This window comes from Pseudomonas sp. PB101 (genome assembly GCF_009764265.1).
In the GTDB taxonomy this organism is placed as follows: domain Bacteria; phylum Pseudomonadota; class Gammaproteobacteria; order Pseudomonadales; family Pseudomonadaceae; genus Aquipseudomonas.
The window spans coordinates 68,107-88,898 of record NZ_RWIR01000079.1 but is presented as its reverse complement, the minus strand read 5'-3'; the positions used below and the strand labels follow the sequence as shown (position 1 = coordinate 88,898).

Genomic DNA, 20,792 nt, shown 5'->3' with positions numbered 1-20,792 from the left:
CGCGGTGTGTCAGGTGGACCGCTTTCGCTGGCAAGCCAGCTCCTACAGGGTTTTGTGTGGATCAAACCCGCACGTTACGCCCCGGCAGCGAAGTCCGCTGGCTGCTCTCCCAGCCCTCGACCAACCCCACCGGCACATCCGCTGATGGCAGCATCTGCACGCCACGCACCAGATCGGACGCCCGCTCGGCAAGCATGATGGTCGGCGCATTGAGGTTGCCGTTCGGCTCGGTCGGGAACACCGACGAATCGATCACCCGCAGACCGGCGATGCCGCGCACGCGCAATTCGGAATCGACCACCGCCATGTCATCCTCGCCCATGCGGCACGAACCGCACGGATGGTAGGTGCTTTCCAGGTTGTCACGGACGAAGGCGTCGAGGTCTTCATCGCTGGTCACCTGCGCGCCCGGGGCGATTTCGCCGTCGCGGAAGCGGTCCATGGCTTTCTGCCCGATGATTTCGCGGGTCAGGCGAATGCAGCGGCGGAAACCTTCGCGGTCCTCTTCACGCTCCAGATAGTTGAAGCGGATCTCCGGATGCTCGTACGGGTCCGCCGAGCGCACGCGCACGTAACCACGGCTTTTCGGTTTGTTCGGCCCGGTCAGCACCATGAAACCGTGGCCCTTGATCGGCTTGTTGCCGTCGTAGCGCATCGCTGCCGGCAGGAAGTGGAACTGGATGTCCGGCCAGCGCAGGCCCTTCTCGGAGCGGATGAAACCACCGGCCTCGAAGTGGTTGGTGGCGCCCAGACCGTCCTTGAACAGCAGCCAGCGCAGACCGATCATCAGCTTGCTCAGCGGGTCCATCTTGTTGTTGAGGGTCACCGGTTCCTTGCAGCCGAACTGGATGTACACCTCGGCGTGATCCTGCAGGTTCTCCCCTACTCCCGGCAGGTCGTGGCGTACGCCGATCCCGGCCTTGCGCAGGACGTCCGCCGGGCCGATGCCCGAGCGTTGCAGCAGGTGCGGCGAACCGATAGGCCCCGACGAGATCAGCACTTCGCGGTTGCAATACACCTGGTGGGTCTGGCCACCGTGGTCATACATGACCCCCACCGCACGCTTGCCTTCGAGGATGATCTGGCGCGTCATCGCGTGGGTGATCACCGTCAGGTTCGGACGGCCCATGGCCGGGCGCAGGTAGGCGTTGGCCGTGGAGCAGCGCACGCCGTTTTTCACGGTCATGTGCATGGCGCCGAAACCTTCCTGCATGTAGCCGTTGCAGTCTTCGGTCTTGATGTAGCCCGCCTCAGCGCCGGCTTCGACCCAGGCGCCGTACAGCGGGTTTTTCATGTGGTTGCCGTTGGTGGTGTGCAGCGGTCCGGTCTGCCCGCGATAGCTGTCACCGCCCGACTCGTAGCTCTCGGCGCGCTTGAAGTACGGCAGGCAATTCTTGTAGCCCCAACCCTCGGCACCGAGGGATTCCCACTCGTCGAAGTCCAGTGCGTGGCCACGGATGTACACCAGGCCGTTGATCGACGACGAGCCGCCCAGCACCTTGCCCCGTGGGCAGTGAATGCGCCGGCCGTTGAGGAAAGTCTCCGGCTCGGTTTCGTAGCGCCAGTTGTATTTCTTGGTGTTCATCGGGATCGAGAATGCGCTCGGCATCTGGATCACTACGCTCTTGTCACTGCCGCCGAATTCCAGGACCAGCACCGAGGTGGCCGGGTCTTCGCTCAGGCGGTTGGCCAACACACAACCTGCCGAGCCTGCGCCGATGATGATGTAGTCGTATTTTTGTGTGGTCATTCTTTGCGTGGTCATAGCTATCTCCCGACCGTCGATTCAGTGAGTACCCGCAGTGGCTGCTGTTTGTGGGTCAGCGTGTCGCCGGTGGTGTATTGCGGCGAGTTTTTCTCGATCTGCTGGATCACCACTTCTTCGCGTTTCAGGTCGATCGAGCGGCTCAGCCAGTAGTACGCCAGGCCCGAGACGATCAGCCCGACCAGCCAGGCGATGTCGATGCTGCCCAGCGCCTTGGCGAGCGGGCCGACATACACCTCGCGCTGTTCAACGCCGTCGAAGATGTAGAAGAACGGGATCATCGAGATAAAGCCGATGGCATAGGCGGCGATGCCGCGCAGGCCCCAGCTGCCGTAGATGTTGCCGTGGGGCATGAAGAAGTGCGGGATGGCGTAGCGGCCCTTGCGCACGAAGAAGTAGTCGGTGAGGTTGACCGAGGTCCAGGGCACCAGGAAGTACAGCATCACCACCAGGTAGATGCCCAGCACCGACAGGCCTTTGCCGGAACTCTGGATGCTCAGGGCGACGCCCAGTTGCAGCAGGATCACAAATGCGATGGCGAGGATGCGAGCCCTGCGGGTTGGCTCGATGTGCTTGATCGAGTCGACGCAGGTCAGCGTGGTCAGCTTGGCGCTGTAGATGTTCATCGCGATCACCGGCAGGAACGCCAGGATAGTGACCACCACCACCGCCGTGCCCATCAGCGGCGACACGGTGTTGCCGACTTGCCCGAGGGCCACCAGCACGTCAGTGGAGTGCAGGTGATCGGCCAGCCAGCCACCCACGGAAATCATCCACGCACCGGACAACGAGGCACCGAGGAACACCACGGCGATCAGCTTGCCGCTGGAGGTGTTCTTCGGCAGATAGCGCGAGTAGTCCGACACGTACGGGGCGTAGGCGATGTTGTAGCTGGCGGCCGCCGCAAACTGCGCGATGAAACCGGTCCAGTTGAAACCCAGTGGCTCGCGGGCCACTTCGCCTTCGGCGAGTGCCGGCAGCACCGCATCCGGCACCCAGCCCATCACCACCGCCACGGTCACCAGGCCATACAGCGGCAGCGACAGGAACAGCGCCCATTTGAAGCTGCGGTGCATCCAGTCATGGCCGAGAATCGCCAGCACCGCCGCCGGTATGGTCACCGCCACCGCGATCACCGCGGGGTTGAAGCCGAACAGCGTGTGCAGCCCCTGCATCATCAACACCAGGTTGACGATGTTGAAGCCGGCGAACACGAACAGCGTCGCCAACAGCACCAGGATCACCCCGCGATAACCGAACTGTGCACGGGACTGGATCATCTGCGGCAGGCCGAGGTGTGGGCCCTGGGAGCCGTGAAACGCCATGAACAGCGTGCCGAACATGATGCCCAGCGTGCCGGCCAAGGTGGTCCACAGCGCGGTCAGGCCGACGCTCGGGCCGACGAAGCCGATGGTCATGGTGAAGAAGGTGAAATTGCCGAGAAACCAGAACGGGCCCTGGCTCGACAGTTTGTCGGTGCGCTCGCTCTCGGGGATGAAGTCGATCGAATGCGCCTCGACGACGGATTTTTCGTCGAGGCTGGACACGCTCGTGGCGGACTTGGCGTTAGTGTTCATGATGGACTCTTATTGTTGGAAGATCATGACGAGATAACCGCGTTCTTTCCCTGTGGGAGCGAGCCTGCTCGCGAAAAACGTTAACGATGACGAGGGCTGCCTGAATGTGCGCGGCGCTCTGACGTCTTTCGCGAGCAAGCTCGCTCCTACAAGGGGTGAGCTCACGCGTGCCTACCTGGCGTTGTGGCTGGAACCGAAAACCTGTAGGAGCGAGCCTGCTCGCGATGGTCTCAAGAGCACCGCGTTTAACCAGCAAGCCCGCGTAATCGTTAGCGACCATCGCGAGCAGGCTCGCTCCTACAAGGGGCGTGTCAGCTTGGTAAGGTGATCCACACCGCCTTGGTTTCGAGCAGGTAGTCGAGCTGCTCGGCGCCCAGGTCCTTGCCGAAGCCGGACTGTTTGTAGCCACCGAACGGCATCGACGGGTCGAGGGTGCCGTGGGCGTTGACGTAGACCGAGCCTGCTTTCAGACGCGGAATCAGGCTGTGCACCTTGCCCAGGTCGTTGGAATACAGGGCCGCCGCCAAGCCGTAGGGCGAGTCGTTGGCCAGGGCCAGTGCGTCCTCTTCATCGTCGAACGCTGCGGTGACCAGCACCGGGCCGAAGATCTCTTCCTGGACGATGCGCATGTCGTTGCGGCAGTTGGCGAAGATGGTCGGCTCGACGAAGAAGCCAGGGCCATCGACCGGTTGGCCGCCGTAGACCAGTTCGGCGCCTTCAGCCTTGCCGGTTTCGATGTACTCGGTCACGCGCTGCTTTTGCAGGGCCGAGACCAGCGGGCCGATGAAGCAATCAGGATCCAGGCCCGGAGCCATTTTCAAGGTGCGCGTGTAGGCGATCAGCTCACGCAGGAATTCGTCGTAGACGCTGCTATGAATATAGGCCCGTGTACCGGCGTCGCATACCTGCCCGGAGTTGAAAAACACGCCGTTGGCGACCGCTTGGGCGGCGGCCGGGATGTCGGCGTCGGCGCAGACGATGACCGGTGATTTACCACCGAGTTCGAGGGTCAGGCGCTTCATGTCATCCAGCGCTGCGCGGCCGACCGTCTGGCCGACCGGGGTCGAACCGGTGAAGGTCAGTTTGTCGATGCCCGGGTGGGTGGCCATGGCCGCACCGACCACGCTGCCGCGCCCGGTGACGATGTTGATCACGCCGTCGGGAATGCCCGCTTCCTGCACCAGTTCAGCGAAGCGCAGGGCCGACAGCGAAGTCAGTTCGGCGGGCTTGACCACCACGGTGCAACCGGTGGCCAGCGCCGCACCGAGCTTCCAGGCCATGGTTTGCAGCGGGAAGTTCCACGGCACGATGGCGCCGACGACGCCGACCGCTTCCTTGCGGGTATAGGCCAGGTAGTTGCCCGGCAGCGACGGTTCGACGGTACGGCCATGGAGCTTGGTGGCCCAGCCGGCGAAGTACCGCAGGGTGTCGACGGTGCCCTGGATGTCCACGTCCTTGGCGAAGGCCACGGATTTGCCCATGTCGATGGATTCGATTTCCGCCAGCTCGGCGGCGTTCTGTTCGATCAGGTCGGCCAGGCGTTGCATCATGCGCTCGCGCTCGGCCGGCTTGGCCTGACGCCAGGCGCCGCCGTCGAACTGGGCGCGGGCGGCTTGCACGGCGCGGTCCAGGTCAGAGGGGGTGCCCATGGGAATGCGGGTGATCAGGCCTTCGGTCGACGGCTCGATCACATCGGAGGTCTGGCCGTCGCTGGCTTCGACCCAGGCGCCGCCGATGAACATTTTCTGGACCTTGCTGAGGAAGGTCTGGGTGGCTTCGCTGACGCCGAATTTCTGCAGGTAACTTTTGACGATCGTGTCCATTTTTGTTCTCTCTGCCCGGCAGTCAGAGCCTGCCGGGTCACTGGTTTCGATGATCAGGCTGATGCGGCTTCGCTCTCGGCGGCGGCCCGCACCTTGCCACGCTCGTGGAAGATGAAACCGATGCTGTTGAGCAGCAGTTGCGCGGCCAGGATCGAGGTCATGCCGGTCGGGTCGTACACCGGCGCCACTTCCACCAAGTCCATGCCGACGATGTTGCCCTTGCTGCGCTTGGCCAGGGCCTGGATGATTTCCAGCACTTCGTAGTAGAGGAAGCCGCCGTGGCTCGGGGTGCCGGTGCCGGGGGCGATGGACGGGTCGAAACCGTCGATGTCGATGGTGATGTAGTAGTTGATATTCTGAGGGATCAGCGCCAGCACACCCTCGACGCCGAGGCGACGCACGTCGCGCACCGAGAGGATTTTCGAGCCGGCTTCGTGGGCCGCTTCGTAGTCGTCGCGGTTGGACGACGACACGTTGCGGATGCCCATCTGGGTCATGCCGACGATGTGGTTCATTTCGGACGCGCGGCGCAGCGGGTTGCCGTGGCCGTAGCGCACGCCGTGGCGTTCGTCGACGAAATCCAGGTGTGCATCGAAGTGAATGATGTGGATCGGACCGCGACCTTCGAAGGCCTTGATCACTGGCGCATGCACCGAGTGATCGCCGCCGAGCACCACCGGCATCACGCCGGCGTCGAGGATCTTGCGTACGGCGTATTCGGTGTTCTTGTTACTGGTGACCATGTCGGTGTGGACGATGTCGGCATCACCGACGTCGACCATGCGCACGTCCGATGCGGTGAGGTACATCACGTCATCTTCGTGGTCGTAGGCGCCGGCGTGGCCGAAGGAAAACAGCGTCGATGCTTCACGAATCCCGCGTGGTCCGAAGCGTGCGCCGGAGCGCCACTGGGTGCCCATGTCGTTGGGCACGCCGAGCACCGCGACGTCGGCATCCAGTGCATCCCAATCGGTGCACACCGGGGATTTGCCAAAGGTGCAATGACCCACGAATGGCAGGTTCAGGCGACCGGATTCATAACCGTTGTTCGACATTTCTAGCCTCTCCACTTCTTGTTATCGGCTTGACGGACTGCAAGGCGACCGCCGTTGGAAAGACTATGGGCGCAGGTTTTCGTGGAAAAAATGCTAAACATCAGATACTCATATCGGCATTCCCGATGCATCCCCATGCCGGAGGTCCAAGATGATCCAGCTGCACGATGTCGACCTGAAACTGCTCAGGGTGTTTGCCACGATTGTCCGCTGTGGCGGCTTCTCGGCCGCGCAGGCGGCGCTCAACGCCGGGCAGTCGACCATCAGCGAACAGATGACCCACCTGGAAACCCGCCTCGGGGTCAAACTCTGCCAGCGCGGGCGCAGCGGCTTTCGCCTGACCGAACAGGGCGTGGCAATTCACGAAGCCACCCAGCGCCTGCTGTCGGCGGTGGAGAATTTCTGCATGGACGCCGACGTGCTGAAGCAGCACATCAGCGGCAAGCTCAACCTGGGGATCATCGACACCACGATCACCGACCCCGACTCGCCGATCCCGCGCACCACCCAGCGCTTCGTCTCCCGAGGCCATGACGTACACCTGAACGTGTACGTCGGCACCCCGGCGGAACTCGAAGAGCGGGTGCTCGACGGTCGTTTGCACCTGGCCATCGGGCACTTCCCGATCCATCTGCCGGGCCTGTTGCAAGCGCCGCTGTACCAGGAAGCGCTGGGCTTGTATTGCGGGCGCCGCCACCCGTTGTACGGCAGCCAGGCTGAAGGCGAGGAACTGCTCGAAGAAGTCGCTGCCGGGCGGATCGTGGTGCGCGGCTACATGCAGCAATACGACCTCGAACACCTGGGCGTCAGCAAGGCGGCCGCCACCGTGGACAACATCGAAGCCACCGCGATCCTGATCATTTCCGGCGCCTACCTGGGATTTCTGCCCGAGCATTTCGCCGCCCAATGGGTCAAGAGCGGTGAGATGCACCAGTTGGCACCCGCGAGCCTGCGCCTGAAATCGCCGTTCGACGTGATCACCCGGCGCGGCACGGCACCGCCGCCGATCCTCCAGGCGTTCCTCGAGGACCTGGCCGCCAGCGCCCGCAAAACCGGCACGCCGTGAGGTGACACTCGCCAAATTGAAATTTTGCCGGGCATACTGATTTCAGTTCGCCAACCTTGCAGGCCCGTCATGCGCATCCACGTCACCTTCATCGACCGCGTCGGAATCACCCAGGAAGTGCTGGCCCTGCTCGGTGGACGCAGTTTCAACCTGGACGCCGTGGAGATGGTGCCGCCGAACGTCTACATCGACGCGCCGACCCTCGGTACCGAGGTGCTGGAGGAGTTGCGCGAAGCGCTTTTCGGCGTACACGGCGTGCAAGCGGTGACCATGGTCGACATCCTTCCGGGGCAACGTCGGCGCCTGCAACTGGACGCGCTGCTGGCCGCCAGTTCCGACCCGGTGCTGGCGGTGGATGACCGTGGCCATGTGCTGCTGGCCAACCCGGCGCTGATCGCCCTGTGCGGGCGCGAACCGGCCGGTGAATCGCTGACCGCACTGTTCGACGATGCCGACTTGCAGCGCACCTTGATCGCTCAGCATTTCCGCCTGCCGATGCACGAGGTCAGCCTGGGCGGCCAGACCTTGCTGCTCGACGCGATGCCGATCACCGACGCTGGCGCCCTGCTCACCCTGTACCAACCCAATCGCATCGGCGAACGCCTGTCGGCGCTGCACCATGACCATGCCGAAGGCTTCGATGCGCTGCTCGGCGAATCGCCGCCGATCCGCGCGCTCAAGGCCCGCGCCCAACGGGTGGCGGCCCTCGATGCGCCGTTGTTGATCCAGGGTGAGACCGGCACCGGCAAGGAGCTGGTGGCCCGCGCCTGCCATGCCATCAGCCCACGGCACGACGCACCGTTCCTGGCCCTGAACTGCGCGGCACTGCCGGAGAGCCTGGCCGAAAGCGAGCTGTTCGGCTACGCCCCCGGCGCCTTCACCGGCGCGCAACGGGGCGGCAAGCTCGGCCTGCTGGAACTGGCCGATCAGGGCACGGTGTTCCTCGATGAAGTGGGGGAAATGTCACCCTATCTGCAAGCCAAGTTGCTGCGTTTCTTGAGCGATGGCTGCTTCCGTCGGGTCGGTGGCGACAAGGAAGTGCGGGTCAATGTGCGGGTGCTCAGCGCCACTCACCGCGACCTGGAAAAAATGGTCGCCGAGGGGCGTTTCCGTGAAGACCTGTTCTACCGCCTCAACGTGCTCAACCTGCAGGTGCCGCCGCTGCGCGAACGCGGTCACGACATCCTGCTGATGGCCAACCACTTCATGCAACAGGCCTGCGCGCAGATCCAGCGACCGCCGTGTCGTTTGGCACCGAGCACCTTCAGCGCCCTGCTCGGCAACCGCTGGCCGGGCAACGTACGACAACTGCAAAACGTGATCTTTCGCGCGGCGGCGATTTGCGAAAACCCGCTGGTGGACATCGACGACCTCGACATTGCGCGCACGGCGGTGGAGCGGCAGAACGACGGCGAAGTCGGCAGCCTGGAAGAGGCGGTTGGCGACTTTGAGAAGAACCTGCTGGAGCAGTTGTATCGCAGTTATCCGTCCAGTCGGTTGCTGGCGGCGCGGTTGCAGACGTCCCATAGCGCGATTGCGATTCGCCTGCGCAAGTACGGCATTCCCGGCAAGCCCTGATCCCTTTTGGGGGATCACTATCCCACAACAAACACTGGAACCTGTGGGAGCGGGCTTGCTCCGGGCGGCGTTCCGACGATGACGGTGGACCAGCCAACATCAAAGTTGAATGTCAGTCAGCTATCGCGGGCAAGCCCGCTCCCACAGGACTTGCGTCGTCGCTGAATCAATGTCTGAAAATCGATACAGCGTAGCGAAATCAAGACAAAACCTTTCCCGCCTGCAATTACTGCGTCTGCGCCCACAGCCCTGCCTGCCTGTATTGATTTCAATACAAATAAAATCGCTCGCACCTAATAAAATAACTTCAAGCCATTGATTTAAAACAACTAATAAACATTGGCACCACCCTTGCTATCACTCCTCCAACCCCGCTCGTCGCCCCGCCACGAGCCTTAAAACAATAAGGAGTTGATATGAGCGAATTGCGTTTCACCGTCGATCACGAATGGTTGCGCCTTGAGAGCAATGGCCTGGTCACCGTCGGCATCACGGCGTTTGCCCAACAGGCGCTGGGGGATGTGGTGTTCGTTCAGGTGCCGGAACTGGGCGCCTTCGATGCAGGTGCTGAAGTGTCGGTGCTGGAATCGGTGAAGGCCGCCAGCAGTATCGGCATGCCGCTGGACGGTGAAGTGGTCGAGATCAACGGGGCGCTCGAGAGCACCCCGGAACTGGTCAACGAAGACCCGTTGGGCGAAGGCTGGTTCTTTCGCTTCAAACCGGTCGACATCGAAGCGCTGAGCGATCTACTGGATCAAGACGCCTATGAGCGCCTGACCGCCGAACACGCCGACGCCTGAAGCCCCCGAATTCAAAAAAAGGACCACACCATGTTCAGCAAGCACGACCAGATCAAAGGCTACGACGACGAACTGCTGGCGGCGATGAACGCCGAGGATGCGCGGCAGGAACACCATATCGAACTGATCGCCTCGGAAAACTACACCAGCCAACGGGTGATGCAAGCCCAGGGCAGCGGCCTGACCAACAAGTACGCCGAAGGGTACCCCGGCAAGCGTTACTACGGCGGCTGCGAGCACGTCGACGTGGTCGAGCAACTGGCCATCGACCGCGCCAAGCAACTGTTCGGCGCCGACTACGCCAACGTCCAGCCGCACTCCGGCAGCCAGGCCAACGCGGCGGTTTACCTGGCCCTGCTTCAGGCCGGCGACACTGTGCTGGGCATGAGCCTGGCCCACGGCGGTCACTTGACCCACGGCGCCAAGGTGAGTTTTTCCGGCAAGCTGTACAACGCCGTGCAGTACGGCATCGACACCCGCACCGGCCTGATCGACTACGACGAAGTCGAGCGCCTGGCCGTCGAGCACAAGCCGAAGATGATCATCGCCGGGTTCTCGGCCTATTCGAAGACCCTGGACTTCCCGCGCTTCCGCCAGATCGCCGACAAGGTCGGTGCCTATTTCTTCGTCGACATGGCCCACGTCGCCGGGCTGGTGGCCACGGGTCTGTACCCCAATCCCCTGCCCTACGCCGACGTGGTCACCACGACTACGCACAAGACCCTGCGCGGTCCGCGTGGCGGTTTGATTCTGGCCAAGGCCAACCCGGAGCTGGAGAAGAAGCTCAACGCCGCGGTATTCCCCGGTGGTCAGGGCGGCCCGCTGATGCACGTGATCGCCGCCAAGGCCGTGTGCTTCAAGGAAGCGCTGGAACCGGCGTTCAAGACTTATCAGGCACAGGTGATCCGCAACGCCCAGGCCATGGCGCAGGTGTTTATCGAGCGCGGTTATGACGTGGTGTCCGGCGGCACCGACAACCACCTGTTCCTGGTCAGCCTGATCCGCCAGGGCCTGACCGGCAAGGACGCCGACGCCGCCCTCGGCCGCGCCGGCATCACCGTGAACAAGAACGCGGTGCCCAATGACCCGCAATCGCCGTTCGTGACCTCCGGCCTGCGCATTGGTACGCCGGCGATCACCAGCCGTGGCTTCAAGGAAGCGCAAAGCATCGCGTTGGCGGGATGGATCTGCGACATCCTCGATCACCTCGGCGATGCCGATATCGAGGCCAATGTCGCCCGCCAGGCCGCCGCCCTGTGCGCGGACTTCCCGGTCTACCGCGACTGAGCAAACACGACAAAACCCTATGGAAAAAACCCTGTGGGAGCGAGCTTGCTCGCGATGGGGCCATTACATTCAGCATTGATGTTGAATGAAAGTCCGCCATCGCGAGCAAGCTCGCTCCCACAGGGTCTCCCACAGGTTCAGTACCCTGCTGCACAAGGAAATCACCATGAATGCCATTGTCGATTCAACCGGCAAGATCCCGGCCAAAGTAGAAATCGGCACCAAACTGCGCGGCGCGGAAAAAGTCGCGCGGATTCCGGTGAAGATCATTCCCACGGATGAATTCCCGCGCAAGCCCGACTGGATTCGCGTGCGCATGCCGATCTCTCCCGAGGTCGACCGGATCAAGCAACTGTTGCGCAAGCACAAGCTGCACAGCGTCTGCGAAGAAGCCTCGTGCCCGAACCTCGGTGAATGTTTCTCCGGTGGCACCGCGACCTTCATGATCATGGGCGACATCTGCACCCGGCGCTGCCCGTTCTGCGATGTCGGCCATGGCCGGCCCAAACCGCTGGACGCCAACGAGCCGATGAACCTCGCAGTGGCCATCGCCGAACTGCGCCTGAAGTACGTGGTGATCACCTCGGTGGACCGCGACGATTTGCGCGATGGCGGCGCTCAACACTTTGTCGATTGCCTGCGCGAGATCCGCAAGCTGTCCCCCGGCATTCAACTGGAAACCCTGGTGCCGGATTATCGTGGACGCATGGACGTGGCCCTGGCGATCACCGCCCATGAGCCGCCGGATGTGTTCAACCACAACCTTGAAACCGTACCGCGCCTGTACAAGGCCGCGCGGCCGGGTTCGGACTTCGAGTGGTCGCTGGACCTGCTGCAGAAATTCAAGCAAGCGGTGCCTCATGTGCCGACCAAATCCGGCCTGATGCTGGGTCTTGGCGAAACCGACGAGGAAGTCATCGAGGTCATGCAGCGCATGCGCGAGCACGACATCGACATGCTGACCCTCGGCCAGTACCTGCAACCGTCCCGCAGCCACCTGCCGGTGCAGCGTTTCGTGCATCCGGACACCTTTGCCTGGTTCGCCGAGGAAGGCACGCGTATGGGCTTCAAGAACGTGGCGTCCGGACCGCTGGTGCGTTCGTCCTATCACGCCGATCAACAACTTCATGGAGGTACAGACGGTTTCAAGCCATGATGGAATGACTGGTCATGCATGGAGCCGTTCCCGATGTCGCGTTCACCCTGTCTGTTGTTGCTGTGCCTGAGCCTTGCCACGCCGTGCATGGCCGATGAGCCGAAGCCCGGGCACATGGTGTATGTGCGCAGCGTCGACCCAAGCATCGAGCAGGACATCCGCTACGCCAGCGCCCACAACTTCACCGGGCACCCGCTCGACGGTTACCAGGCGGCGGAGTGCCTGCTGTCGGAGGACGCTGCAAAGGCATTGGCCCGAGTGCAAAGCTCGCTGAAAGCCGAAGGCTACGGCTTGAAGGTATTCGATTGTTATCGCCCGACCCGCGCGGTAGCGGACATGGGTCGCTTCGCCACCGAACCCGGCGACCCGCTCAAGACCGAGTTCTATCCACGGGTCGACAAGCAGGACTTCTGGCGCCTGGGCTATGTGGCCCGGGTGTCCAACCACTCCCGGGGCAACACCGTCGACCTGACCCTGACCGGCCCCGACACCCTGCCAGCCGACACCTGGACGCCTTCCGCCACGCCTGTGGATTGCACCGCCCCTTACGGCCAGCGCTGGCACGACGGCGCGCTCGACATGGGCACCGGTTTCGATTGCTTCGATGAGCGGGCGCACACCGATTCGACGCTGATCAACACCACGGCCAAAGCCCATCGCCAGCGCCTGACCAGTGCCATGGCCAAGGAAGGCTTCGTGGGTTATTCGGCCGAGTGGTGGCACTTCACCTACAGCGGGAATCCGCCGAAGCCGGACGTCATGGACTTCCCCATCACGCCTCTGCAGCCATGAAGCCTCTGATCAGAACCCTGTTGGCGCTGCTTTTTCCGCTATCCGCGATGGCCCAGGGACTCGACGACAGCGATCAACTGATCGTGGTCACCAGCAAGAACTGGGATGACATCCAGGCCACTGCCCAGCGCTATGAACGACACGGGCAGAACTTGCAGAAATTCGAAGCGCCCTTTGCAGTGGTGCTCGGCAAGAACGGCATGGGCTGGGGCAAGGGACTGCTCGATATCGGGCAACCTGAAGGACCGGTCAAACAGGAAGGCGACGGCAAGGCGCCGGCCGGAATGTTCAAGCTGGGCACGGCGTTCGGCTATGCGCCTTCGGCCGAAACCCGCCAGCCTTATCTACCGCTGACGCAGACCATCGAATGCGTGGATGACAGCCAATCCACGCGTTACAACGAACTGGTCGATGGCGCGGTCGTCGACAAAGACTGGAGCAGTTCCGAACGGATGCGTCGCTCGGATGAGCTGTACCGACAGGGCATCTTCATCCAGCACAACACCCCGGCCTCGCCCGCTGCCGGTTCGTGCATTTTCTTCCACATCTGGCGTGGGCCCACGGCGCCGACCCGTGGCTGTACGGCCATGGACCCGGCGGATATCGCGCGGTTGTTCGATTGGCTGGATCCGGGCAAATCCCCGGTGCTGGTGCAACTGCCGCAAGCACAGTACGAACGGTTGCGTGAGCGCTGGAAGTTGCCTGAGCGCTAACCCTGTGGTGAGGGGGCTTGCCCCCTCGCCACAAAAGCCCCTTGCCACAAAAGCCCATCGCCACAAATGCGGGGGTTAACCTCGCTCAACCACCACCGCACTCATCGACGGCCTGGCCAGCGCGTAATAGATCACCCCCGGCACCAGCAGCCCGACGATCCAGGAAATATCCACGCCGCCCAACTGCGCAACCATCGGCCCGGAGTAGAAATGGGTGTCGACAAAAGGTAGCTGGATCAACACGCCGACCACATAGACGCTGATCCCCAGCACGTTCCAGCGACCGTAGCGGCCGTTCGGGTCGGACAGCGCCGGAACGTCGTAACGCTCCTTGTTGATGAAGTAGTAGTCCACCAGGTTGATCGCGCTCCACGGGGTGAAGAACGTCAGCAAAAACAGGATGAAGTACTTGAACGAGTTGAGGAACGAGTACTGCCCCAGCAACGCCAGCGTGGTGGACGCCGCGACGATCAGCAGCACAAACAACATGCGTTGGCGGGCGGTGATTTCCAGGCGACGGCGAAAGCCGCTGATGATGGTGGCGATGCACATGAAGCTGCCGTAGGCGTTGAGGGTGGACACCGTGACCTTGCCGAACACGATGCTCAGGTACAGCAAGGACGCGATCACCCCGCTGCTGCCCAGGCCGACAATGGTCGCCACTTCATGCCCACGGAAATTCGCTCCGGCCAATGCGGCGGCAAACACCCCCAGCACCATCGAAGCCTGGGCCCCCAGCACTGTGCCGAGACCGACGGCGGCAAAGGTTTTCCACGACGAAGTCTTGCTCGGCAGGTAACGCGAGTAGTCCGCCACATAAGGACCGAATGCGATCTGCCAGGACGCCGAGAGCGACACCGCCAGCAGGAAGGTGCTCCAGCTGAAATGACGATTGTCGAGCAGCAGGCCGATGTCATTGAGGGTCATCAACCGGGTGAACAGGTAGGCGAAGGCGATGATGCCCAGCACGCTGGCCACCCGTCCGACCAGGTGAATCACCCGATAACCGAAGATCGTCAGGAACGCGATGCTCGCCGCAAAAATCAGGATGCCGGTGCTGTCGCTGACACTGATCAACTGCGCGATCGCTTGCCCCGACAACACCGCGCCGGTGGCGCTGAAACCCAGGTACATCAGGCACACAAGGACAATCGGGATCGCCGCGCCATACACCCCGAACTGCACGCGACTGGAGATCATCTGCGGCAAGCCGAGCTTCGGCCCTTGCGCCGCGTGCAGCGCCACCACGGCGCCGCCCAATACCTGCCCGATCAACAAGCCGATCAGCGACCAGAACACATCGCCGCCCAGTACCACGGCGAGGGCGCCGGTGACGATGGCGGTGATTTGCAGGTTGGCGCCGAGCCACAGGGTGAACTGGCTGTAGAGACTGCCGTGTCGCTCAGCCTCGGGAATGAAATCGATCGAGCGGGTCTCGACCAGGGGACTGCGTTGCGCACTCATGACGGTGTTTCCTTTGAGGAACTGTTTTTGTTGTCGAGGTTGAACTTAGAAGGCCTTGGTGGCGCTGGCTACAACGGTCGCCGAGCACAGGTCGTCATAGCCGTACCAACTGCTGCACTCGCTTTTCGACAAGTCGGTGTCGACGTAGCTCAGGCCCCAGGTCACGCCGACGAAGTCGCGGGTCAGCTTGGCTTCCCATTCGTAGTAAGACTCACGGTTATCGCCACTGGCGGACCAGAACGCGGGGTCATTCACATCGTTGCGGCCAAAGCGCAGGTCGAGGCCGACTTCGGCCGGCAGATCGATTTTGTAGCCCAGGTAGGTGTAGAGGGTGTCCTGGTCCTCGCCGAAGAAGTTCGGCGTGTCCTTGGAGTAATAGGCACCCAGTTTCACGCCGTACAGGTCGAGAACGGCGTACGCCTCGCTGAGGTTGAATTCGGAATTCTTCGGGTAGTCGTACTTGATGTAGCCCAGGTCCAGGCTGATCGCGTCCGTCGCCTGCCAGTAATAACCCGCGTAGTACTCAAGCTCCTGCCGGGTATCGAAGCCGCCGCCGAAATCCACGTTGGAGGTCCAGGCGCCGATGTACAGGCCACTGCTGTGCAGCAGCGTTGCGCCGCCCTGCACCGCCGGATCGCCGAGAGTTTGCGAGATGCCCCGGGTGCGGTAGTCGCTGACGACGCCCAGGGTCATGTCCAGGCTGAAGTCATCGTTGAGGGCCAGGGCGTGGCTGGTCAGGGGGGCCAGTGCCAGCGCGGCGAGGGTCAATGCTGAAAGTGCGTTCATACAGTTCTCTTGTTGTTATGGCGTACGGAGGAATTTCAGGCATGGCGATGCCGTGCCCCTCGCGTTACGAGGGGCTGGCAGTTTTGTGCGTGTGTCGGGTTTTGCGCAGGTCAGGACGCGGGGGCGTACACCTGCTTGCCGGCGAAGAAGGTGTTCAGGACTTTGGTTTCAAACAGGTCGTCATCGCTGACCTTGAACACATCGCGGTCGAGGATGATCAGGTCAGCCTGCTTGCCCGGTGCCAGCGAACCGATCTGCTTGTCCAGACGCAGGGTTTTCGCGGCGTTGAGGGTGTAGGCGTAGAACATGGTCTGGCGGTCGATGCTTTCCTTGGCATTGAGTACGCCCAACGGACCTTTGCGCGTACTGGCCTGGGCAATGGCGTTGAACGGATTCGGACTGGACACCGGCCAGTCGCTGCCACCGGCAATCGTCGCGCCGGCGTTATGCAGGGACCGCGCGGGATACTGGTAACCGTAGGCAAAGGCGCTGATGTAAGGCTTGACCAGTTCGACGGTGTAGGACTCACCGGTGGCCCACAGCAATTGCATCGAGGCGATCACGCCCAGCTCCTTGAAGCGTGGAAACTCCTTGGGATTGACCAGTTGCAGGTGCGCGACGCTGTGGGGTACAGGCGTCGGGCTGAGCTTGCGCGCATACGCCACGCCATTGAGCGCTTCACGTACCGCGCGGTCGCCGACGGCATGCATGTGCACGATCCAGCCGCGTTTTTCCGCCGCCACCACCAGCTCACCGAAGTGCGCCGGGTCGGTCAGCAGTTGCCCGTCCTTATGGCTGTTCTTGTACGGCACGATGACCGCAGCGGTCTGCCCCGGGTATTCGAGAATGCCGTCGACGAACACCTTGATGCCGGGGAACGTCAGGTTCGGCACGCCCTCGAACTGCTTCATCACCGTGGCGATCACCTCCAGGTCGGCAGGCTTGCTCTTCGGGTTGGTGACCATCAACGCTGCAACGTGGGCACTGAGTTCGCCGTTCTGCGCCAGTTCCTTGTACAGCGGCAGCACACCGACACTTTCCGCGGTGGCATGGAAATCGAACAGCGAATCTTCACTGCCGCCGTTCGCCGCCGCGTCCATCCAGGCGGTGACGCCGTATTGATTGTTGACTCTCACCGCCTCACGCGCGGCCTTGAGCATGGCCTCCGGGCTGGGCGCCGGAATACCGTTGCGCACTACGTCCCAGCGGGATTCGGCAAAGTAGCCGTTAGGGGTGAAGTCCGCTTCATGGCCGATGTAGCCGCGTTCTTTCTCCGGCAGGCTCTTGACCAGCGCCGCGTCGATGTTCAGACGCTTGAGCATCGCGTTGTTGGCCCAACCGGTGTGGCCATCGATGCCACTGAAGACGATCGGCTGATCGGCCCAGCGGCCCTGGTTGAACACCTTGCCCAGTTCACGGCTTTTTTCCCAGTAGGCCGAGCTGACCCCGGCCACGCTGATCACATCACCGGCCCGGGCACGCCCGGCCTTGTCCTCTTCGATCAGCCATTGCTCGAGTTCCGGCAAGGGTTTGACCTCGTCCAGCAGGTTGGCCTTCATGCTGTCGAACGCGCCCACCACCGGATGGCTGTGGGTGTCGATCATGCCTGGCATCAGCACCTTGCCCGCCAGGTCGATGCGCTGGGTCTTGGCATCGGCCAGGGCATTTATTTCGGCATCGCTGCCCACTTTAAGAATCTTGCCGTCTTGCACCGCAACAGCCTGCACCAGCGCCTGGCCGGGTTCGGCGGTAAAGACCTTGCCGTTGAACAACACCAGGTCGGCGGCGGCCATCGCCTGCACCGAAGACAAGGCCAGCGCGGCGGCCAACAGGTTTGGAATCAATCGCATCGGAACGCTCTCTGGTTTTTATTGGGCGGAACGGGAAGTAACAGTCTGGGAAACCACGTTTGGCGCAAGCCCGAGGAACGGCGCCTTGGCCCACACGACTTTGCCGCCGACCAGCGTCAGCAGTACGTCGTTGCGGGCCAGTTCCTCCTCGGGCACCTGCATGAAGTTCTTGTCGAGCACGATCAGGTCAGCGAACTTGCCGACTTCGACCGAGCCCAGCACCGCCTCCAGCTTCAGCTGTTCGGCGGCGCTCAGGGTGATGCTGCGCAGCACTTCGGCTCGCGACAGGGCCGGATCGGCGTTGAGACGCCCGGCATATTTGGGCCCATAGCTGTGCGGATTGGTCGGGTCGCCGGAACGGGTGACACCGACTTTCAGCGCCAGGAACTCGTCAAGGGGATCGACCGGCCAATCGCTGCCGAACGCCACTCGGCCGCCGGCATGGGCGATGCTGCCGGAAGGCTCCATGCGCTCGAATCGCTCGGCACCGAGGTGATCGCTGGTACCGTCGATGGTGGACGGGGCCTGCTGCGCCCACTGGAACGACATGGTGGCGGTGACGTCCAGCGCCTTGAAACGTGCGTAATCGACAGGGTCGACTGACTCGGCGTGCGCGATGGCCGGGCGGAAATCCGTACCGGGCAGTTCTTTGCGCACATAGGCGACGCTGTCCAGTGCATCGCGCACCGCGCGCTCGCCGGTGGCGTGCAGGTGCGGATCGAGACCGGCCTTGACCGCTTGCAGCACCAGCGGGTTGAGCACCTGCGGCGGGAAGTACAGCTCGCCCAGGTTCTTGCCCGGCGTCCACTGCGGCGCCTTGTCGGTGCCGCTGTTGTGCAGGTACGGGGTCAACATGGCGCCGGTGTCCGCCGGGGCATTGATGATGCCGTCCATGAACAGTTTGACGTGGCGCATGCTCACGCCCGGCGCGACCTTCACGTCGCCCTGGTCGTAGGTGCTGGCCAGGGCCTTGGCCTCGGCGATGGTTTTCACCGGGTCGGCAGCCGCGGCGGCCGGGTCCAGCTTGATCGCGAGCAAGGCCCGGGCGCTCAGTTCGCCGGACTTTTGCAGGCTGGTGAAGGCCTTGCCGTTTTCCGGTCCGGCCAGCGCATCGAAGAAACTGGTGATGCCTTGCTGGCGCATGGCGTCGAGGGCCGCTCGCATCTGGTTGAGTTTTTCCGCGTCGGTCGCCGGCGGCACCACGGCGGCCAGCGATTCGGCGGCGCCGTCTTCACAGATACCGTTCGGGTTGCCGGCGCTGTCGCGGCGGTATTTGCCGTCTTCGGGGTCGACGGTGTTCTTGTTGATGCCGGCCAGTTCCAGGCCGCGGGAGTTGGTCAGCACGGTGTGGAAGTCGGTGGAGCGCACCTGGATCGGACGCTTGGTCTTGAGCGCGTCCAGGGTCGATTTGTCGGCATCGCCGTCGAGCCCGGTCATGCCCATGCGGTCCCAGCTGCCGACTTCCAGCCATACGTCCGGGCCCTTGTCCTTTTCAGCATCGAGGCAGGCCTGGATGCTTGCCTGAAACTGCGCGCGGGTCATGGTCTGGTATTTCAGATCGCACAAGGTCATGGCGCGACCGCCATCCCCCGGGTGCATGTGCGCATCGACGAAGCCCGGCATCAGCATGCGCCCGGCCAGGTCGATCAGTTGTGTCTGCTTGCCGATGTAGCCGTCGACCCCGGCATCGCTGCCGACGTAGACGATCTTGCCGCCCGAAATGGCGATGGCCTGCTGCACGGAATTCTGGCCATCGACCGTGTACACGTAGCCATTGCGCATGACCGTGTCGGCGGGTGTCGCCGCCAACGCCATGGCGGAAAATGTCGTGGTCGCCGCCATGGCGACAAAAAGCCTGGAAAGTCTCAAATGCCTCACCCCTGTTCTTATTGTTTTGAAGCGGCCCGAAGCGACTGCGCCAGCCCCTGATAGACAGGGCCTACCCTATAGGGCGCAGCGTTCGAATGGACCTCTGCAAATGAGGAGGGGTAAGGCAAATAATTGAAACGACTGGGATTAATCCCGGCGCACGGGCTCCGTCAGCGCGCCCGGCGAACGCAGGACAGAGCCCAGTTCCACCTTGCTTTTCACCCCGAGCTGCAAGTAGCAATTGCGCAGGTAGGTGCGCACGGTAGACGGGCTCAAGGCGAGCATCCGGGCGATTTCCTTGTAGGAGTGACCGGCGGCGAACAGCATCGCCGCCGTGCGCTCCCGAGGGGCCAGGCCGTCGCCGCCCGAGGGTGCTTCGAGGGACAGGATGACGTGTTCGGCGTTGGGGCTCAGGGTCAGGGCGCAGCGGCCCAGACGGATCACGCAGGGAGCCCTGGACAATTGCGCGATCACCTCCGGTGGCAGCGTGGAACCGCCCCAGCCGGGCAGTTCGCGCTGGATGGCGACGCACAGCCTGGCCCCCACATAGAGCAGACTGCCGTCCATGCGCGCGACGCCAAAATCACTCGCGGCGTTTTCGCTGTCGAAGCGAATCATGTCCTGCACCTGGAACCGCCACAGCTGGAACAGGTGATCGCAGAACGCCAGGAACAGCTCGGCTTCGTTCTCCTCGAACGCCTGCTCAGCCTCACCCCGGTAGAGGCAGACGAAAAACATCAGGCCGCTTTCGGGCAATTCGTAGGTGATGCTCATCAAGTGATAGAGATCGTAGCGCCGGGCGAAATCGTTGACTGCCTCGCAAGGGTCGGTGAAACCCTTGTCGCGCACCACTTCACCGGGATGATTGAGCGTGGCGTAGGAGAACTGATCGTTGGCCGCCACTGGATGCCAGTCGGCGGCAAAGGACTCAGGAAGATTGATGCTGCCATGCATCCAGCTTTGCATGGGCACCTCAGGACCTGGTGCAGACATTTCGCCCCACCAGGCAGAGGCGAAGGGCACCAATTGACCGAATGCCTGCAGACCATCGACGATGAACCGCGACGCCCCGCTCTCGCGCGCCAGCCGCCCCAGGTGCAATACGCAATGATTGAACGCCTTCAGCGTGGCCAGCGAGCTGTTGTCGTCGAGTTTGCTTCCCTCCTCCATCATGGCGATCCCGTTCACTGCATGGTCTGTTGCCGGGACGA

General features: G+C 62.7%; 16 protein-coding genes. 7 read left to right on the top strand and 9 right to left on the bottom strand.

The window, feature by feature from the left end; all coding sequences use genetic code 11:
• Positions 1-61: 61 nt before the first annotated feature.
• The 4 genes from betA to speB all read right to left on the bottom strand — a co-directional run bounded on the left by betA (position 62) and on the right by speB (position 6,220).
• Positions 62-1,750: a choline dehydrogenase gene (gene betA / locus EI969_RS24630; RefSeq protein ID WP_160390100.1), complete on the bottom strand. Its 1,689-nt coding sequence runs from the start codon at positions 1,748-1,750 to the stop codon at positions 62-64.
• A 17-nt stretch (positions 1,751-1,767) separates the two neighbouring features.
• Positions 1,768-3,342, bottom strand: coding sequence for a cytosine permease (locus EI969_RS24625; protein ID WP_160390059.1), 1,575 nt, complete (start codon positions 3,340-3,342; stop codon positions 1,768-1,770).
• A 311-nt stretch (positions 3,343-3,653) separates the two neighbouring features.
• Positions 3,654-5,165, bottom strand: coding sequence for an aldehyde dehydrogenase (locus tag EI969_RS24620; RefSeq protein WP_160390058.1), 1,512 nt, complete (start codon positions 5,163-5,165; stop codon positions 3,654-3,656).
• A gap of 53 nt (positions 5,166-5,218) precedes the next feature.
• Entirely contained in the window at positions 5,219-6,220 is a 1,002-nt protein-coding gene (gene speB, locus EI969_RS24615; protein ID WP_095943760.1) for an agmatinase, read from the bottom strand.
• Between the two features lie 151 nt (positions 6,221-6,371).
• On the opposite strand from speB, the gene EI969_RS24610 reads away from it, so the two are divergent.
• The 7 genes from EI969_RS24610 (at position 6,372) to EI969_RS24580 (ending at position 13,612) form a co-directional block, all read left to right on the top strand.
• Positions 6,372-7,286: a LysR family transcriptional regulator gene (locus tag EI969_RS24610; RefSeq protein ID WP_160390057.1), complete on the top strand. Its 915-nt coding sequence runs from the start codon at positions 6,372-6,374 to the stop codon at positions 7,284-7,286.
• Between the two features lie 69 nt (positions 7,287-7,355).
• Positions 7,356-8,864: a sigma-54-dependent transcriptional regulator gene (locus EI969_RS24605; RefSeq protein WP_160390056.1), complete on the top strand. Its 1,509-nt coding sequence runs from the start codon at positions 7,356-7,358 to the stop codon at positions 8,862-8,864.
• A gap of 416 nt (positions 8,865-9,280) precedes the next feature.
• Positions 9,281-9,664 (top strand): glycine cleavage system protein GcvH, encoded by a 384-nt coding sequence (gcvH, locus tag EI969_RS24600; protein WP_160390055.1) that lies wholly within the window; start codon positions 9,281-9,283, stop codon positions 9,662-9,664.
• A gap of 30 nt (positions 9,665-9,694) precedes the next feature.
• A complete protein-coding gene (gene glyA, locus EI969_RS24595) occupies positions 9,695-10,951 on the top strand; it encodes a serine hydroxymethyltransferase (protein WP_160390054.1) in 1,257 nt (418 codons plus the stop codon).
• A 166-nt stretch (positions 10,952-11,117) separates the two neighbouring features.
• A complete protein-coding gene (gene lipA / locus EI969_RS24590) occupies positions 11,118-12,107 on the top strand; it encodes a lipoyl synthase (RefSeq protein ID WP_160390053.1) in 990 nt (329 codons plus the stop codon).
• Positions 12,108-12,140: 33 nt separating this feature from the next.
• A complete protein-coding gene (locus EI969_RS24585; RefSeq protein ID WP_160390052.1) occupies positions 12,141-12,899 on the top strand; it encodes a M15 family metallopeptidase in 759 nt (252 codons plus the stop codon).
• Positions 12,896-13,612, top strand: coding sequence for a L,D-transpeptidase (locus EI969_RS24580; protein WP_160390051.1), 717 nt, complete (start codon positions 12,896-12,898; stop codon positions 13,610-13,612). Before EI969_RS24585 ends, EI969_RS24580 begins: the two co-directional genes overlap by 4 nt.
• A gap of 75 nt (positions 13,613-13,687) precedes the next feature.
• Here the strand turns inward: EI969_RS24580 and EI969_RS24575 are convergent, their stop codons facing one another.
• The 5 genes from EI969_RS24575 to EI969_RS24555 form a co-directional block, all read right to left on the bottom strand.
• The gene (locus EI969_RS24575; protein WP_160390050.1) at positions 13,688-15,076 is read right to left on the bottom strand and encodes a cytosine permease; all 1,389 of its coding nucleotides are present in this window, start codon (positions 15,074-15,076) and stop codon (positions 13,688-13,690) included.
• A 45-nt stretch (positions 15,077-15,121) separates the two neighbouring features.
• On the bottom strand, positions 15,122-15,862 hold the full coding sequence (locus EI969_RS24570) for a TorF family putative porin (RefSeq protein WP_160390049.1): 741 nt from the start codon (positions 15,860-15,862) through the stop codon (positions 15,122-15,124).
• 110 nt (positions 15,863-15,972) lie between these two features.
• The gene (locus EI969_RS24565) at positions 15,973-17,712 is read right to left on the bottom strand and encodes an amidohydrolase (RefSeq protein WP_160390048.1); all 1,740 of its coding nucleotides are present in this window, start codon (positions 17,710-17,712) and stop codon (positions 15,973-15,975) included.
• An 18-nt stretch (positions 17,713-17,730) separates the two neighbouring features.
• The gene (locus EI969_RS24560) at positions 17,731-19,527 is read right to left on the bottom strand and encodes an amidohydrolase (RefSeq protein WP_160390099.1); all 1,797 of its coding nucleotides are present in this window, start codon (positions 19,525-19,527) and stop codon (positions 17,731-17,733) included.
• Positions 19,528-19,728: 201 nt separating this feature from the next.
• Positions 19,729-20,751 (bottom strand): helix-turn-helix transcriptional regulator, encoded by a 1,023-nt coding sequence (locus EI969_RS24555; protein WP_160390098.1) that lies wholly within the window; start codon positions 20,749-20,751, stop codon positions 19,729-19,731.
• Positions 20,752-20,792: the final 41 nt, after the last annotated feature.

What these genes read in the sequence shown, in the direction of transcription:
- betA (WP_160390100.1), bottom strand. Translation starts at nt 1,750, where the DNA reads ATGACCACACAAAAATACGACTACATCATCATCGGCGCAGGCTCGGCA.
- EI969_RS24625 (WP_160390059.1), bottom strand. Translation starts at nt 3,342, where the DNA reads ATGAACACTAACGCCAAGTCCGCCACGAGCGTGTCCAGCCTCGACGAA.
- EI969_RS24620 (WP_160390058.1), bottom strand. Translation starts at nt 5,165, where the DNA reads ATGGACACGATCGTCAAAAGTTACCTGCAGAAATTCGGCGTCAGCGAA.
- speB (WP_095943760.1), bottom strand. Translation starts at nt 6,220, where the DNA reads ATGTCGAACAACGGTTATGAATCCGGTCGCCTGAACCTGCCATTCGTG.
- EI969_RS24610 (WP_160390057.1), top strand. Translation starts at nt 6,372, where the DNA reads ATGATCCAGCTGCACGATGTCGACCTGAAACTGCTCAGGGTGTTTGCC.
- EI969_RS24605 (WP_160390056.1), top strand. Translation starts at nt 7,356, where the DNA reads ATGCGCATCCACGTCACCTTCATCGACCGCGTCGGAATCACCCAGGAA.
- gcvH (WP_160390055.1), top strand. Translation starts at nt 9,281, where the DNA reads ATGAGCGAATTGCGTTTCACCGTCGATCACGAATGGTTGCGCCTTGAG.
- glyA (WP_160390054.1), top strand. Translation starts at nt 9,695, where the DNA reads ATGTTCAGCAAGCACGACCAGATCAAAGGCTACGACGACGAACTGCTG.
- lipA (WP_160390053.1), top strand. Translation starts at nt 11,118, where the DNA reads ATGAATGCCATTGTCGATTCAACCGGCAAGATCCCGGCCAAAGTAGAA.
- EI969_RS24585 (WP_160390052.1), top strand. Translation starts at nt 12,141, where the DNA reads ATGTCGCGTTCACCCTGTCTGTTGTTGCTGTGCCTGAGCCTTGCCACG.
- EI969_RS24580 (WP_160390051.1), top strand. Translation starts at nt 12,896, where the DNA reads ATGAAGCCTCTGATCAGAACCCTGTTGGCGCTGCTTTTTCCGCTATCC.
- EI969_RS24575 (WP_160390050.1), bottom strand. Translation starts at nt 15,076, where the DNA reads ATGAGTGCGCAACGCAGTCCCCTGGTCGAGACCCGCTCGATCGATTTC.
- EI969_RS24570 (WP_160390049.1), bottom strand. Translation starts at nt 15,862, where the DNA reads ATGAACGCACTTTCAGCATTGACCCTCGCCGCGCTGGCACTGGCCCCC.
- EI969_RS24565 (WP_160390048.1), bottom strand. Translation starts at nt 17,712, where the DNA reads ATGCGATTGATTCCAAACCTGTTGGCCGCCGCGCTGGCCTTGTCTTCG.
- EI969_RS24560 (WP_160390099.1), bottom strand. Translation starts at nt 19,527, where the DNA reads ATGGCGTTGGCGGCGACACCCGCCGACACGGTCATGCGCAATGGCTAC.
- EI969_RS24555 (WP_160390098.1), bottom strand. Translation starts at nt 20,751, where the DNA reads ATGGAGGAGGGAAGCAAACTCGACGACAACAGCTCGCTGGCCACGCTG.